The organism is Bacteroides sp. AF20-13LB, assembly GCF_003603065.1.
In the GTDB taxonomy this organism is placed as follows: domain Bacteria; phylum Bacteroidota; class Bacteroidia; order Bacteroidales; family Bacteroidaceae; genus Bacteroides; species Bacteroides uniformis.
In genome coordinates this window covers 18,470-34,024 of sequence record NZ_QTMH01000001.1, presented here as the reverse complement: position 1 = coordinate 34,024, position 15,555 = coordinate 18,470, and the positions used below count along the sequence as shown (strand labels likewise).

Annotated in this window: 12 protein-coding genes and 1 tRNA gene; 8 read left to right on the top strand and 5 right to left on the bottom strand. The window is 44.3% G+C overall.

Going from position 1 to position 15,555, the window contains the following annotated elements; all coding sequences use genetic code 11:
• The first annotated feature begins 21 nt into the window (after positions 1-21).
• The 5 genes from kdpB to DWX62_RS00105 all read left to right on the top strand — a co-directional run bounded on the left by kdpB (position 22) and on the right by DWX62_RS00105 (position 6,251).
• Complete coding sequence (gene kdpB / locus DWX62_RS00125; protein WP_016273952.1) at positions 22-2,070, top strand: potassium-transporting ATPase subunit KdpB; 2,049 nt, start codon at positions 22-24, stop codon at positions 2,068-2,070.
• Between the two features lie 12 nt (positions 2,071-2,082).
• Complete coding sequence (locus tag DWX62_RS00120) at positions 2,083-2,655, top strand: K(+)-transporting ATPase subunit C (RefSeq protein ID WP_005834858.1); 573 nt, start codon at positions 2,083-2,085, stop codon at positions 2,653-2,655.
• A 146-nt stretch (positions 2,656-2,801) separates the two neighbouring features.
• A complete protein-coding gene (locus DWX62_RS00115; protein ID WP_034529308.1) occupies positions 2,802-3,557 on the top strand; it encodes a hypothetical protein in 756 nt (251 codons plus the stop codon).
• A 112-nt stretch (positions 3,558-3,669) separates the two neighbouring features.
• Positions 3,670-4,791, top strand: coding sequence for a hypothetical protein (locus DWX62_RS00110; RefSeq protein ID WP_005834862.1), 1,122 nt, complete (start codon positions 3,670-3,672; stop codon positions 4,789-4,791).
• A 20-nt stretch (positions 4,792-4,811) separates the two neighbouring features.
• On the top strand, positions 4,812-6,251 hold the full coding sequence (locus tag DWX62_RS00105; RefSeq protein ID WP_005824715.1) for an ATP-binding protein: 1,440 nt from the start codon (positions 4,812-4,814) through the stop codon (positions 6,249-6,251).
• A gap of 6 nt (positions 6,252-6,257) precedes the next feature.
• Here DWX62_RS00105 and DWX62_RS00100 read toward each other — a convergent pair whose 3' ends face one another.
• From DWX62_RS00100 to DWX62_RS00080, 5 genes are all read right to left on the bottom strand, one after another.
• A complete protein-coding gene (locus DWX62_RS00100) occupies positions 6,258-7,124 on the bottom strand; it encodes an AraC family transcriptional regulator (RefSeq protein ID WP_034525423.1) in 867 nt (288 codons plus the stop codon).
• 37 nt (positions 7,125-7,161) lie between these two features.
• Positions 7,162-8,802, bottom strand: a complete 1,641-nt coding sequence (locus DWX62_RS00095) for an MFS transporter (RefSeq protein WP_117652760.1) — start codon at positions 8,800-8,802, stop codon at positions 7,162-7,164.
• A gap of 106 nt (positions 8,803-8,908) precedes the next feature.
• The gene (locus DWX62_RS00090) at positions 8,909-10,006 is read right to left on the bottom strand and encodes an HlyD family secretion protein (protein WP_009037809.1); all 1,098 of its coding nucleotides are present in this window, start codon (positions 10,004-10,006) and stop codon (positions 8,909-8,911) included.
• Positions 10,007-10,079: 73 nt separating this feature from the next.
• The gene (locus tag DWX62_RS00085; RefSeq protein ID WP_005824723.1) at positions 10,080-11,414 is read right to left on the bottom strand and encodes a TolC family protein; all 1,335 of its coding nucleotides are present in this window, start codon (positions 11,412-11,414) and stop codon (positions 10,080-10,082) included.
• 189 nt (positions 11,415-11,603) lie between these two features.
• A tRNA-Met gene (locus DWX62_RS00080) sits at positions 11,604-11,677 on the bottom strand.
• A gap of 256 nt (positions 11,678-11,933) precedes the next feature.
• Between DWX62_RS00080 and DWX62_RS00075 the strand changes: the two genes are divergently transcribed.
• The 3 genes from DWX62_RS00075 to DWX62_RS00065 all read left to right on the top strand — a co-directional run bounded on the left by DWX62_RS00075 (position 11,934) and on the right by DWX62_RS00065 (position 15,528).
• On the top strand, positions 11,934-12,320 hold the full coding sequence (locus DWX62_RS00075) for an START-like domain-containing protein (protein WP_005824726.1): 387 nt from the start codon (positions 11,934-11,936) through the stop codon (positions 12,318-12,320).
• A gap of 77 nt (positions 12,321-12,397) precedes the next feature.
• The gene (locus DWX62_RS00070) at positions 12,398-14,299 is read left to right on the top strand and encodes an LptF/LptG family permease (RefSeq protein WP_005824727.1); all 1,902 of its coding nucleotides are present in this window, start codon (positions 12,398-12,400) and stop codon (positions 14,297-14,299) included.
• Between the two features lie 14 nt (positions 14,300-14,313).
• Entirely contained in the window at positions 14,314-15,528 is a 1,215-nt protein-coding gene (locus tag DWX62_RS00065; protein WP_005824728.1) for a bifunctional 3,4-dihydroxy-2-butanone-4-phosphate synthase/GTP cyclohydrolase II, read from the top strand.
• Positions 15,529-15,555: the final 27 nt, after the last annotated feature.

Sequence of the window (15,555 nt, the reverse complement as noted above, 5' to 3'; positions counted from 1 at the left end):
GTAAAAAGTAATTTCATAGGTATGAAAGATAATAAATCAGCTTCTCTGTTTCAGAAGGAGCAAGTAATGGAAAGTTTGAAGCAATCATTCGTGAAGCTGAATCCACGGGTGATGATAAAGAATCCGATTATGTTTACGGTGGAAGTCGTAACAGTCGTCATGCTGATTGTCTGTTTCCTTTCATTGGGTACTTCGGAATATGGAGCATTCGGATATAATTTCTTGGTATTCGTCATCTTGTTTGTGACGTTGCTGTTTGCTAATTTTGCTGAAGCCATCGCTGAAGCGCGTGGTAAGGCCCAAGCTGACAGCTTGCGTAAAACCCGTGAAGAGACTCCGGCTAAAGTGCTGGTTGACGGTAAAATCCATACCGTTAGCAGTTCACGTTTGAAGAAAGGCGACTATTTTATTTGTGAAGCAGGAGATACGATTCCTGCCGACGGTGAGATTGTGGAAGGTTTGGCCTCCATTGACGAAAGTGCCATTACCGGTGAATCTGCTCCGGTTATCCGTGAGGCCGGTGGTGACAAGAGTTCCGTAACTGGTGGTACAAAAGTTCTTTCTGATAAAATCAAGGTATTGGTGACGCAGCAACCGGGTGAGAGCTTTCTTGACAAGATGATTGCTTTGGTAGAAGGCGCTACTCGCCAGAAGACTCCGAACGAAATAGCATTGACTATTCTTCTGGCTGGTTTCACTTTGGTATTCGTTATTGTATGTGTAACGTTGATTCCTATGGCTGATTATACGAATATTGACCATCCGGGAACTTATATCTCCATTGCAGCCATCATATCTTTGTTTGTCTGCTTGATACCGACTACTATCGGCGGACTGCTTTCTGCCATCGGCATTGCTGGGATGGACCGTGCTTTGCGCGCTAATGTAATTACAAAATCCGGTAAGGCGGTAGAAACAGCCGGTGACATTGATACCTTGTTGCTAGACAAGACTGGCACCATTACAATCGGTAACCGTAAAGCTACTAAGTTTCATTCGGCTTCGGGTGTTGACGAGAATTTGTTCGTAGAGGCTTGCTTGTTGTCCTCACTTTCTGACGAGACTCCGGAGGGTAAGTCTATCATTGAACTGGGACGTGAAAACGGTCATCGTATGCGTGATTTGAATACTACCGGTGCTCATATGATTAAGTTTACAGCCGAAACAAAATGTTCGGGTGTGGATTTGCAGGATGGTACTCAGATACGTAAAGGCGCATTCGACGCTATTCGCAAGATTGTGGAAAATGCCGGAAACAAGTTCCCGAAAGAGATTGAAGAGGTGATTGCTGTAATTACCAGCAACGGTGGAACTCCGCTGGTGGTATGTGTCAATCAGAAAGTTACTGGGGTAATTGAGTTGCAGGATATTATCAAACCGGGCATTCAGGAACGTTTTGAGCGTCTTCGCAGGATGGGTGTGAAAACTGTGATGGTGACCGGTGACAACCCTTTGACAGCCAAATATATTGCAGAGAAAGCTGGAGTAGATGATTTCATTGCTGAAGCCAAGCCGGAAGACAAGATGGAATATATCAAAAAAGAACAGCAGGCCGGTAAGCTGGTGGCTATGATGGGTGACGGTACAAACGACGCTCCCGCCCTTGCACAAGCTAATGTGGGGGTGGCAATGAACAGCGGTACGCAGGCAGCCAAAGAAGCTGGTAACATGGTGGACCTTGACAACGATCCGACGAAGCTGATTGAAATTGTGGAGATTGGCAAACAGTTGTTAATGACACGCGGTACGTTGACTACCTTCTCCATTGCGAACGACGTTGCCAAGTACTTTGCTATTATCCCTGCTTTGTTTATGGTAGCCATCCCTCAGTTGGCTCCTCTGAACATTATGGGACTGCATAGCCCTGAAACGGCCATTCTCTCGGCTGTCATATTCAACGCTATCATTATTCCTATCTTGATTCCGTTGGCTTTGAAAGGTGTTCAGTATAAGCCGATCGGTGCCAGTGCTCTACTTCGTCGCAATCTGTTGATTTATGGTGTGGGTGGCGTCATTGCTCCGTTTGTCGGCATCAAACTGATAGATATGATAGTTAGTCTGTTTTTTTAAAACTTGGATAAAATGAAAACTCTTTGGAAATCATTTAAAATAACAATTGCATTTTGCATATTTTTCTCTCTGTTCTATATCCTTGTCTTGTGGATATTTGCACAGTTCGCCGGTCCCAACAAGGGAAATGCAGAGGTGGCAACACTCAATGGTAAAGTGGTAGGTGCAGCCAATGTAGGCCAGATGTTTACGCAAGATATTTATTTCTGGGGACGCCCATCTGCGGGTAATTATACAGCCGATGCTTCGGGTGGTAGTAACAAGGGACCTACGAACGATGAATACCTGGCAGAAGTGGAAGCCCGTATCGATACTTTTCTGGTACATCATCCTTATCTGAGCCGCAAGGATGTGCCTGCTGAAATGGTAACCGCCAGTGGTTCCGGTCTAGACCCACATATCACACCTGCTTGTGCTTATGTACAAGTGAAGCGTGTGGCTCAGGCACGTGGCATGAACGAGGCTGAAGTGAAAGCCATTGTAGACAAGAACATCAGCAAACCCTTTTTGGGGGTGTTTGGTACGGAAACTGTCAATGTGCTGGAACTGAACATTGCATTAGAAGAAGCCGATCAGAATAAATAATTTTTTAGTTGTGTTTGTCATGTGTTATGGGCAGGAGCGGAAGTATTTCTGTTCAGGCAGCGAAAGACTGTCATTTTACAGGGGGAGCCGAAACTTCCTTCCTGCCTTTCAACGATTGATTAGTAATGGTAAATAAATAGTTGGATATGAAAAGTTTAAAAATATCAATTCTAGTTTTTGCGAGTATGGTAGCTGCTTGTTTTATGGGAACCGGCAAAGTGCAAGCTCAGGAATTTACAATACAAGGTGATTTAGTCAGTTCTTATGTTTGGCGCGGCTTTTACCAGACGGGAGTCAGTTTTCAGCCCACTTTGGGTTTTGGGGTCGGTGATTTTTCTTTGACGGCATGGGGCTCTACCGATTTTGACGGAGTTTCTTCAGGGGAAGGGGCTGCGGCTAAGGAGATTGATTTGACGGCTGCCTATGCTTTGGGAGAATCAGGTCTAACTTTTTCTGTTGCCAGCTTGTGGTGGGGCGGACAAGGAGCAAGAAAGTATTTTAATTTTAAGAGTCACGAAACAGCTCATCACTTTGAAGCGGGATTAGCCTATACATTGCCGGTTGAAAAGTTCCCTTTGTCAATCGCTTGGTACACTATGTTTGCCGGAGCTGACAAAGATGACAAAGGCAGGCAGAATTATTCTTCGTATGTTGAACTCAACTATCCGTTCAGTGTTAAGTCTGTAGATTTGAACCTGACTTGCGGATTTCTGCCTTATGAAGCTGGGGTAGGAGTATATGGCGTTCCTAACAGCGGGTTTGCCGTAACCAATGTGGCACTGAAAGGTATTACGGAAATCAAGATTACTGACAATTTCTCAATACCTGTATTTGCACAAGCCATTTGGAACCCTCGTATGGAAGATGCACATCTGGTATTCGGCTTTACTTTAAGGCCATGATTTATTTAGATATAACTTTAGAACTCATGAATTAGTGTTGGATGCCCGTGGCGGTCGTGATGATCGTTACGGGTTATATGGCATATATAAGACAAGTAAAAAAACAGAAGAAATGAGTAGGGAAGAAAGCGTACAGCATTTTCTTGATTTGATTAAAAAGTCGCGGCGTGGCAAGTTCAAAGTCTACATCGGCATGATTGCTGGTGTAGGTAAATCTTATCGTATGCTTCAGGAAGCACACGAGTTACTTGACAACGGAGTAGATGTGAAGATAGGCTATATAGAGACACACGGGCGTGCCGGTACGGATGCTATGTTGGAAGGATTGCCCGTTGTTCCTCGTCGTAAGATATTCTATAAAGGGAAAGAGCTGGAAGAAATGGATTTGGATGCCATTATCCAGATACACCCTGAGATAGTAGTGGTGGATGAACTGGCACATACCAATGTGGAAGGTAGCCGGAATGAGAAACGCTGGCAGGATGTGATGGATTTGCTTGATGAGGGTATCAATGTGATTTCTGCCGTTAACATCCAGCACATTGAGAGTGTCAATGAAGAAGTACAAGGCATCTCGGGTATTGAGGTGAAGGAACGTATTCCCGATAGCGTTTTGCAAGAGGCAGATGAGGTGGTGAATATTGACTTGACTGCGGAAGAATTGATAGCCCGTCTGAAAGCTGGAAAAATTTACAAGCCGGAAAAGGTCTCTACTGCCTTGAACAATTTCTTTAAAACGGAAAATATTCTCCAATTACGTGAACTGGCTTTAAAAGAGGTGGCTTTACGGGTGGAAAAGAAAGTGGAGAATGAAGTGGTTACCAGTGTGGGAGTCCGTCATGAGAGATTTCTGGCATGTATCAGCAGCAACGAGAAAACACCACGACGCATCATTCGTAAAGCTGCACGTCTGGCAACCCGCTACAATACTTCGTTTGTTGCCCTTTATGTGCAGACTCCCAGAGAAAGTACTGACCGCATCGGTCTGGCAAATCAAAGGTATTTATTGAACCACTTCAAATTGGTGACCGAACTGGGAGGGGAGGTCGTTCAGGTGCAATCGCCGGATGTGCTGGGAAGCATTGTTGATACTTGTAGGGAGAAACAGATAACAACTGTCTGCATGGGAAGTCCGTCACTTTCTTTTCCGAAATCATTGTTCATGATATTGAAATACCGAAAATTTGTGCGTGATTTGGCACAAGTAAACATAGATTTGATTATACTTGCATAATATTAATTCTTAGGAACATTATGAATATTCGTACAAAATTGATACTCAGTGTAGGGGTATTGGCTGGAATGATTATTTTGTTGGTTGCTCTTTCTGTGGTGAATCTACAGATACTGACGGCTACAGAGCCGGATAGTCCTGCTGCTGTACCGGGATTGCAACGTGCATTGCTCTGGATTTCTGTGATAGGTGGGGTATGTATTTTTGCCAGTATCATATTGTTGGTATGGCTTCCCCGTTCCATCAGCAAACCTATTCAAGAACTGACGCGTGGGATTCTTGAAATAGCGAACCATAATTATGAGAAACGTCTGGATATGAGTGGACGCGAGGAATTTCGTGAAGTGGCTGATAGTTTTAATCGGATGGCGGAACGACTGACGGAGTATCGCGCCAGTACGCTGAACGACATACTTTCTGCTAAGAAATTTCTTGAGGCTATTGTGAATAGTATTGATGAACCTATTATTGGTTTGAACCGTAATAGGGAAATTCTCTTTATCAATAATGAGGCTTTAACTGTGCTGAATTTAAAACGGGAAGAGGTAATTCGCCGTTCGGCTGAGGAGCTTTCTTTGAAGAATGATTTGCTCCGCCGTTTAGTTCGTGAATTGGTAAATCCGGGTGAAAAGAAAGAACCGTTGAAGATTTATGCAGACAATAAGGAGAGTTACTTTAAAGCTTCTTACATTACCATTATAAATGCAGAGGCTGATGATGACGAACCTCATAATCTTGGCGATGTGATTTTACTGAAAAATATTACAGAATTCAAAGAATTGGATAGTGCCAAGACTACTTTTATCTCGACTATTTCTCATGAACTGAAAACGCCTATATCCGCTATTCTGATGAGTCTGCAGTTGTTGGAGGACAAACGGGTAGGGGTGTTGAACGACGAGCAGGAGCAATTATCGAACAGCATTAAGGAAAATGCTGATCGCCTTCTTGGGATTACCGGAGAACTACTGAACATGACGCAGGTAGAAGCCGGTAAACTGCAGATGATGCCTAAAATAACAAAGCCCATTGAACTGATAGAGTATGCCATCAAGGCTAATCAGGTACAGGCTGATAAATTCGGCATTCAGATAGAAGTGGAGTATCCGGAAGAAAAAATGCCTAAATTGTTTGTCGATAGCGAAAAGATTGCTTGGGTACTCACCAATTTGTTGAGTAATGCTATCCGCTATTCCAAAGAGAACGGGAGGGTGGTTATCGGCGCCAAGCATGACGAGGATTTTGTGGAAATGTATGTGCAGGATTTTGGAAAAGGTATCGACCCGCGTTATCACCAGAGCATTTTTGACCGTTATTTCCGAGTGCCGGGCACTAAAGTGCAAGGTAGTGGCTTAGGACTTTCCATTTCGAAAGACTTTGTGGAAGCGCATGGCGGTACACTGACTGTTCAGAGTGAGCTGGGTAAGGGGAGCCGCTTCGTTATCCGGTTGAAAGCGTAACGTTTTCTATTTTTTGCGGTACTGTTGCGGAGACATGCCTGTTTGTTTCTTGAAAAATGTACCAAAATAAGAAGCATTGGGAAAATTGAAGAAATCGGCGATTTCCTGGATATTTTTCTGGGTGTTCTTGAGTAGTGAGATGCTTTTGCGGATGATGGATTTGAATATCAGTTCCTGCACGGTGAATCCGCAGACGGACTTGGATAGTGCAGAGAGGTATTTGGGTGATAAGCAGAGTTTGTCTGCATAAAACTCTACACCGCGTTCTTCCGTGTAGTGCGCATCTATCAACTGAATCAGCCGGATAAAAATTTCATGTTTGTGGCCAACCGTTGTTTTAAGGTTCATCAGTTTACGGTTGTAAATGGAACAGATGCGGTATGTGAGTCCCAGCAGAAGCAGCCTTTGTTCGTTGTCGTTGAAGGTGTTGTTGTCTAAGTGCAGGGTATTGTCCAGTAAGGACATGTATTTCAGGACTTCTTCTTCGTCTCCGGTGTTCCATACGTAACATGGTTCGGTCCGGAGCTGCATGTATAGGTACATGGTTGCCACTGAATTGCCTATGATGTCCCTTATCGGTTCTATCTGGTAAATGAATATGAATAGTTGCAGGTCTTCCGATTCGCTCAGCACTTGGAAGAGGGAATCTTCCGGAATGAAAACTGTTTCGCCTGCCTGGGCCGAGAATACCTTCATGTTGAGCGAAAAGGTGAAGTTGCCCTGGCGGCAGACCATCAGTCCTGCTCCATTAATCATGAAAGGTTTCTTCAAGGAGGCAGGGAAGGAGCAGAGCATACCTTCTGAACTACAAATGTTTTCTCCGTTGGACAATGCGCGGTCCAAGTGGGATAAACGTTCTTGTTGAGTATCCATAACAGACAAAATTACAGGTTGTACCGAAAATTGTCTGCTAAGTTAGTAATTTTCGTTTAGGATACCGCACGACAAGCACAAATATCATGCAAATCAGGCAGGCATAGAGTGTCCATCCTGCCATTTCCTTTACAGCAGAGAGGGTGGCCTGCACCTGGATGCGTCCTTTGGTGGATATGGCAGCCATGTTGATTGCTTCTTGTTTGCTTTTTCCCTGATATTGCATGCCTTGTACGGTTTGGGTAAACGAGGCGGACGCTTCGGGGTGCAACATGTCTACATTCTGTGCATAGCGGGTGACGTAGTGCTGCTGGCGTTCTTGCAGCACATTCGTATAGAGTGCGGCTCCGATGCAGGGAGCCAATACCATGCGTACGGTAATCATGGTACATATCCAGGAAGAAAGATATTTGTAAGGCATGCGTTGGGTGGCGTAGGTTGGAATCAGCGAATAGAGGAACATCATACCTGTGGAACGGATGATGACCGGATACTTCATCCGTTCGTACAGTCCTGCACCTTGTACCTCGAAATACATGAACATGGCGGAAAGCCCCAATAGAAGGAAACCTGCGGCAAAGAGATATTTGAAGTGTACACCTTTCACGCTGAGCCAGATGGTGGCAATGCCGCCGATGAAGTAGCCCAGCATGGACCAGTTGCCCAAGGTGGCGTTCTGGAAGTTGTCCAGTTTCATGCCTATACCCGTGAATACATTGACAAACATGGTGCTGGAATTCAGTACCATTAACAGAAAATAGAATAGGAAACCCATACGGATGGTACGCAGTTTGAATACATCGAGCTGATAGTAAGGATTGCGTTGGGTAGACTCGATGTAGAGGAATGTGCCACCGGCGATGATGGCGCAGACTGTGGCCCATTGTATGGTTGGGTCATCGTACCAGTCGAGCACTTTGCCATAAGTAAGCACGTAGGTAATGCAGGCCAGTGTGATGCAGAAGATGGAGGCATTGCCGAACTGCTTGAAGTTGATGGGGAAACGGCGCGTGGTATATTTATGATAAGGCATGGTGATGAAGGTGATGAGGATGCAGAGCAACAGCAGGCCCATCATGAAGTAGTGTATGTACTGCCATTCGTACTCAAAGGCGAGCCAGGCAGTGAGCGAGGTGCCCAATTGTCCCAGTATCATGAAGAACAGGTAGATGGCGGGTTGTGCCGCGCTCCGTTCGATGTCCAGCTTGTCCCAGCCTTCGTCGGTTGTGGGCTCGTTGCCGGGTGTAATCTTGTCATACGCCTCGATATGCCCAGCATACTTTATGAGGGTGAAGAGGTTGACCATCATCAGCACCATTCGTAGGAATCCCATAAAGATGCTGCATAGTGCCAGCAGGAAAACGCTGTCTGTCTTGGCACAGATATAGCTGAAGATGTACATCAGCGAAAAACCTGCCAGACACATCATTTTCTGCCTGCGTATCACTACCAGCCTATACAGAAAGGGGCAGAATGCCGCCATGCCGATGGAAGTGGCGAAGCTGGCAAACTGGATATGCTCGGAAATGATGCCGAGTCCGCTCATCATTTCGGTGCTTGCCACCGAGTAGGTACCGCCCACGGTCAGTATCGGCAAAAAGAATACGAATAGGATGATGATACCTACCGGTTTAGGTACCCAGTTGTAGAAGGGATAGTTCTTGGAATATGAGGGCATGGGGATAAGGGTTAAGGGGTTAGGGATTAAGGGTTAAAGATTAAGGATTAGGGGGTAAGGATTAAGGAGTTGGTTGCCTTAATCCCTAACCTCTAATCCTTAATCCCTATTTTTTTGTTTTCGCTTTGACTATTACCATCATACCGGCGGCAAGGCTACTGTTGTCTTCTTTAGACAAATCGGTAAAGTCGATGCGGACTGGGATGCGTTGCTGTATCTTCACGAAGTTGCCGGCAGAATTATCCGTGGGCACTAGGGAATATTTGGAGCCGGTGGCTCCGGAGATGGCAGTGATTTTTCCTTTGAATTCTTTGTCGCTGATGGCATCGACGGTAATGACTACTTCTTGTCCCAAGTGCAGATTCTCAATCTGGGTTTCCTTGTAGTTGGCTATAATCCACTTTTGTGTGTCAGGCAGAATGTAGGTGATGGTTTGTCCGGCAGTGATGAATTGTCCTTCTTCAAGGGTACGCCGCCCCAATTTCCCATCACAAGGAGCTACTACTACGGTGTAGGAGAGATTCAGTCGTGCCATTTCGAGTGCGGCTGTTGCCCGTTGTATGGCAGCTTCGGTATTTTCACGGCGATGTGACACTTCGTTCACACCCGACAAGGCAGCTTTCTGTTGTCGTTTCACGGCTTCCAACTTCTTGTGGGTAGCTGCATATTCGGTTTCTATCTGTTCCAATTGAATGGGGGTGGCAGCGTTTCTCTTCACCAGATTCTGGTATCGTTGGCGGTCTTTCTCCAGCTTGGTAAGGCGGATTTCTATCTCTGCTATGGAGGCGTCGTAGACAGAGGCTGTAGTTTGCGTGGTTTGTAGTGTGGCACCAATGACTGTGGCACCGGCTTGTGCATCCTTGAGTGCAGCTTCAGCTTCCATGACTCTGATTTTATATTCCCGGTCGTCCAATATAAGTAAGGTATCTCCTTTGTGTACTTCTTGGTGTTCTGTGAAACAAATTTTCTTGATATATCCTGATGCGCGCAGATTGACGGGAGATATGTATTGTTCAATCTGTGCATCATTACTGGTTTCCGTCCGTTTGTAGTTCAAAAAGAGGCAGACCACTTGAATAATTCCCCAGATAAGGATAGCTATTCCTAATAGGCTGACAACGATTTGCCAACGGCGAAGCTTCTTCAATTTCCGTGCTTTTTCTTGGTGGGTACTTGCGGTGTTATTGTTCTCTTTTGTTTCCATATTTTCTATATTATATTGTTTACTTATTATATATACATCCGTCCTTGAATACGGGCTCTATTCATCTTCCTCTTTAATGAATTGAGGGGCTCAACGTCTCCAGCTGTCCCGTCAGCTTCAGCAAAGTCAGATTGGTTATCCGGTAATTGTAGTGGGCACTGATATAGTTGTTTTGGGCTTCGCTCATCCGCATTTCGTCCTGCAATACTTCGGTCATTGAGGCGATTCCTTCCCGATAACGGTCCATGGTGACGGTATATACATCTTCGGCAAGCAGATAATTGTCCTTCTGCTTCTTAAAGTTACGTTGGCTGTTCATCAGGTCATTGGTGGCATTCAGATATTGTGTCTGAAGATTTTTTCGGGTATTCTCTTGGGCGAGCTTGATGTTCTCTATGTCAATGGTTGCCTTGCGCATCTTGTAGCGTTTGTCCAGTCCGTCGAAAATGGGAATACGCAAGGAGAGTCCCACTCCATAGGAGCGATACCAATGGTTGGAAGGGCCGGAATGGAACCAATGGTAAGCTTTGTCCGTATAGGCAGAGAACATCCAGCTTCCCGTCAAGCTCAAGGAGGGGATGTAACCGTTGCTGACTATTGTTTTTTGTTGCTCTGCGAGTTGTTTCTGTGATTGCAGCAGCTGTAGTTCATATAGTGTTTCAGATAGCCCGGTGAGTGCTGCGGGCGTAATCATTTCTGTATTCACCGGTACCAGTGCTATATTTTCTTCTGCCGGATAGTCGATGATGTATTTCAGTAGGTTCAGTTGCTGTTCCATCATGGCTTGTGCGTTGTCGTGTTGCACCTTGAGGTTCTCCAGGTTGATGTTGACGCGTTTCACATCTACTTCCATAGCCATACCGTTGTCATAGAAGGCCTGAGTGATATCTCTCAACTCTTCCAGGCGAGTGATGTTGGCTTTTATCAAAATAATCTGTTCAGCTGTAACCTGTCCTAGGTAGTACATTTGACTAATTTGAAGGATGAGGTCTTCTCTTGCCTTTTCATAAGAAAGACGATTCATCTCATCCATGGTTTTAGCTATGGACAGAGTGGTGTAGAGTGTTTGGTTATAAAGTGGTATCTGCAGCTGTAATCCGAAGTTGGCGTTGTATTGTAAGGTTTGGGTTACATTGTAGGGATTGCCGTACGCTGAGCCGTCAGTGACGGATACGGGTGGATCGATGTTGTCGTTATAGTTGGCAAAACCATTGATTTGGGGCAGCAGTTTGGCTCGATTCTCAGAGATGCCGTATTTCCCTTTTTGTATTTCCTTCCGTTTGCTTTGCAAGGACAAGTTGTTTTCGATACCTATTTTGAGGCAGTCCTCCAAGGTTAGGGTATCTTGTGCTCTTGTACCTAGTGCAAGCAGACACAGAAAGGAAAATGTGAACAGTTGTCTTTTCATAATAGTCACTTGATATTTGCACACAAAGTTAGTGGCTTAAAATGCAAGAGGACTATCCATATATCAACTGTTTGTATTCATATTTTCCTTTTTACTATAATTTGAAAACAAACCATAGTAAAAAACGAGTATTAAAAACAAAAAAGACCGCCAAGAGTGGAAGCCTCCTAACAGTCTAAATCTTCTTTGTAGCGGGACCCGGGATTGAACCGGAGACCTCATGATTATGAATCATGCGCTCTAACCAGCTGAGCTATCCCGCCATCATTTCTCGATTGCGGGTGCAAAGATATAGCTTTTATTTAAATTGCCAAAACTTTTATGGATATTTTCTGCTTTTTCTTTTGCTGATAGGGTGCTGAAGTGGTTTGCAGTACTTTTTATTAAAAGTCTTTGTATAACATTATCAATGAATTAGGGGTGTATGGAAAGGGAGGTATAAATAAATTTGATGATTTATTTTCTGTAATTAGAAAAAAGTATTTATCTTGGCTGGCGCAATAAAAAGCAGAATAGACTATGGAAAGAAAGAAAATACATTTGGAATATCTCTTGAATGCGACTTCTAAAAGTATTCTTTGGGCAGCGATAAGTACCCCTACTGGTTTGGAGGGCTGGTTTGCTGATAGGGTTCAGTCAGACGATAAAACAGTAACCTTTTTTTGGGGAAAAACAGAAAAACGTGATGCCGAGATTATTGCCGTGCGGGCGTATTCATTCATCCGCTTCCGCTGGCTGGACGATGAGAACGAGCGAGAATACTTTGAACTGAAGATGACAAACAATGAGTTGACCAATGATTTCGTATTGGAGATAACAGACTTTGCCGATATAGACGAGGTGGGTGATTCGCGTGAATTATGGGAATCGCAAGTGGATACTTTGCGAAGAACTTGTGGTTTTTAGTTAACTTTAGATTAAAAATTTCCCGTACTCCCTTTTTTTGTACTACTTTTGTGCTCTCATTGCATGAAACGAGTAAAATGCTGCGCATAAAAAAGTTAGATATATTTGTTTTGAAGAGCTTTTGCATGCTCTTTATGGGTACTTTCTTCATCTGCCTCTTCATCTTTATGATGCAGTTTTTATGGAGGTATGTGGACGAAATGGTAGGAAAAGGATTGGAGATGACTGTCCTTGCACAGTTTTTCTTTTATTCTGCGCTTTCGTTGGTACCTGCGTCGTTGCCGCTGGCTATTCTGCTGGCTGCCCTTATCACCTTTGGAAATTTCGGAGAACGTTTTGAATTACTTGCCATGAAGGCAGCCGGTATTTCTTTATTGAAAATCATGCGGCCCCTGATTATCTTTATTTGTTTCATCTGTTGTGTCTCTTTCTATTTCCAAAATGTCATAGGACCAAAAGCCCAAACAAAATTATGGACTTTGCTTATTTCCATGAAGCAGAAATCTCCCGAAGTGGATATTCCTGAAGGTGTGTTCTACGATGAAATAGATGGTTATAATCTGTATGTGAAGCATAAGAACCGCAAAACTGGTATGCTGTATGACGTACTGATATATAATTTTGAGAAAGGTTTTGAGAATGCTCAAATTATCAAGTCTGATTCGGGACGTCTGGAGATGACGGCTGACAAACAGCATTTATATTTGCATTTATACAGTGGTGAGCAGTTTGAGAATTTGAAATCGCAGAACATGAACCAAAGGAATGTGCCTTACCGGCGTGAGACATTCCGCGAAAAGCATGCAATCATTGAGTTCAATTCGGATTTTAATATGGTGGATGCAGGTATCATGAGTAATCAGTCCAACAGTAAGGATATGAGAATGCTGCAGGCGGATATTGATTCCATGAAATTGCAGAATGACAGTGTGGGACGTGGTTATTATAAAGAAGCTATGGCAGGAACTTATAAGGTGACAGCCAGCTTGTCTAAAGAGGATACATTGAAGATTGAAAAGGCCTATTTAGGTGAGTACAATGTAGACAGCCTCTACAATGTGGCTACACTGATGCAGAAACAGAAGGTTATATCCACGGCCGTCAGCCGTGCAGAGAGTGCGGGGAGTGACTGGAGTTTTAAGAGCTTTAATATATCGCAGACTGAAAGCAGCCTTCGACGGCACATGACTTCCTGGCATGAGAAACTGACTCTTTCTCTGGCATGTCTCATCTTCTTCTTTATTGGTGCGCCACTCGGAGGAATTATCCGTAAAGGAGGCTTGGGAATGCCGGTGGTGGTTTCTGTATTGATTTTTATTATCTATTACATCATCAACAATACGGGGTATAAGATGGCCCGTGACGGACAGTGGGTTGTCTGGATGGGTATGTGGACCAGTACTGCTGTCTTGGCTCCATTGGGTGCGTTCTTGACATATAAATCCAACAATGATTCAGTGGTATTGAATGCTGATGCTTATATAAATTGGTTCAAGAAGGTTGTGGGTATTCGCAGTGTACGCCATCTGTTCCGTAAGGAAGTAATCATCCATGATCCTGATTATACACGTATTCCGGAAGAGCTGAAGGCTTTGTCCGTAGACTGTCGTGAATATGCTGATAGAAAGGGGTTGAAACGTGCTCCCAATTACTTTAAATTGTGGATGACTGATAGCCAGGATGAGGCAGTGGAAGATATTAACGAACGTTTGGAGAGTCTGATAGATGAGATGTCGAATACAAGATCCGTTACTTTGTTGACAGCGCTGAACACCTATCCGGTCATCCCCATCCATGCGCATGTCCGTCCGTTCCGCAATTATTGGTTAAACTTGCTCTGCGGTATTGTTTTCCCGATAGGCTTGTTCTTTTATTTCCGTATCTGGGCATTCCGTATCCGTCTGAATAAGGATATGGAGCGGATTATCAAGACAAATGAAGATGTGATTGGAATCATAGAAAGAGATCAGAATAAATAAAAACAAAATAGATTATGGAAAATGTAAAGTTGAATACGATAGAAGAGGCCATTGAAGACTTCAAAGCCGGTAACTTTGTGATTGTTGTGGATGATGAGGACCGTGAGAATGAGGGTGATTTGATAATTGCAGCTGAAAAGATTACACCGGAGAAAGTAAACTTTATGTTGAAGCATGCCCGTGGTGTACTTTGTGCTCCAATTACAGTTTCGCGTTGCAAGGAACTGGATTTGCCGCATCAGGTATCGGATAATACTTCTGTATTGGGTACTCCCTTTACGGTGACTATTGACAAGTTGGAAGGTTGCAGTACCGGGGTTTCTGCGGCAGACCGCGCTGCTACTATCCAGGCGTTGGCCGATCCGGCTTCTACTCCGGCCACTTTCGGGCGTCCTGGCCACATTAATCCATTGTATGCCCAGGAGAAAGGTGTGTTGCGCCGTGCCGGACATACGGAGGCTACTATTGATATGGCACGTTTGGCTGGACTTTATCCGGCGGGAGCCCTTATGGAAATAATGAATGAGGATGGTACAATGGCCCGTTTGCCCGAATTGCGCAGAATGGCAGATGAATTTGGCTTGAAATTGATTTCTATCCGTGACTTGATTGCCTACCGTTTGAAGCAGGAGTCTATTGTAGAAAAAGGAGTGGAAGTGGATATGCCTACAGACCACGGTCATTTCCGTTTGATTCCTTTCCGCCAGAAGTCGAACGGTTTGGAACATGTAGCTTTGTTCAAGGGTACTTGGGAATTGGATGAACCGATTCTGGTGCGTGTACATTCTTCTTGTGCCACTGGTGATATATTCAATTCCAAACGCTGTGATTGTGGCGAGCAGCTGCATAAGGCAATGGAGATGATAGAGAAAGCCGGTAAGGGGGTAGTTGTATATCTGAATCAGGAAGGTCGCGGCATTGGCCTGATGGAAAAAATGAAAGCATATAAATTGCAGGAAGAAGGCATGGATACTGTGGATGCTAATATTTGCCTGGGACATCTGGCAGACGAGCGTGATTATGGTGTGGGTGCCCAGATTCTTCGTGAGATAGGAGTGCACAAAATGCGGCTGATGACCAATAATCCCGTGAAACGTGTGGGCTTGGAGGCTTACGGTTTGGAAATAACGGAGAACGTAGCTATTGAGACTACTCCGAATCCATACAACGAGCGTTATCTCCGTACCAAGAAAGAACGTATGGGACATACACTTCATTTCAATAAGTAACTGTCTTTTTGTTTTCTTATATCAAAG

Coding starts and splice junctions, on each gene's coding strand:
- DWX62_RS00075 (WP_005824726.1), top strand. CDS start 11,934: ATGGAAAGAAAGAAAATACATTTGGAATATCTCTTGAATGCGACTTCT.
- kdpB (WP_016273952.1), top strand. CDS start 22: ATGAAAGATAATAAATCAGCTTCTCTGTTTCAGAAGGAGCAAGTAATG.
- DWX62_RS00100 (WP_034525423.1), bottom strand. CDS start 7,124: ATGGATACTCAACAAGAACGTTTATCCCACTTGGACCGCGCATTGTCC.
- DWX62_RS00120 (WP_005834858.1), top strand. CDS start 2,083: ATGAAAACTCTTTGGAAATCATTTAAAATAACAATTGCATTTTGCATA.
- DWX62_RS00095 (WP_117652760.1), bottom strand. CDS start 8,802: ATGCCCTCATATTCCAAGAACTATCCCTTCTACAACTGGGTACCTAAA.
- DWX62_RS00065 (WP_005824728.1), top strand. CDS start 14,314: ATGGAAAATGTAAAGTTGAATACGATAGAAGAGGCCATTGAAGACTTC.
- DWX62_RS00115 (WP_034529308.1), top strand. CDS start 2,802: ATGAAAAGTTTAAAAATATCAATTCTAGTTTTTGCGAGTATGGTAGCT.
- DWX62_RS00070 (WP_005824727.1), top strand. CDS start 12,398: ATGCTGCGCATAAAAAAGTTAGATATATTTGTTTTGAAGAGCTTTTGC.
- DWX62_RS00105 (WP_005824715.1), top strand. CDS start 4,812: ATGAATATTCGTACAAAATTGATACTCAGTGTAGGGGTATTGGCTGGA.
- DWX62_RS00110 (WP_005834862.1), top strand. CDS start 3,670: ATGAGTAGGGAAGAAAGCGTACAGCATTTTCTTGATTTGATTAAAAAG.
- DWX62_RS00085 (WP_005824723.1), bottom strand. CDS start 11,414: ATGAAAAGACAACTGTTCACATTTTCCTTTCTGTGTCTGCTTGCACTA.
- DWX62_RS00090 (WP_009037809.1), bottom strand. CDS start 10,006: ATGGAAACAAAAGAGAACAATAACACCGCAAGTACCCACCAAGAAAAA.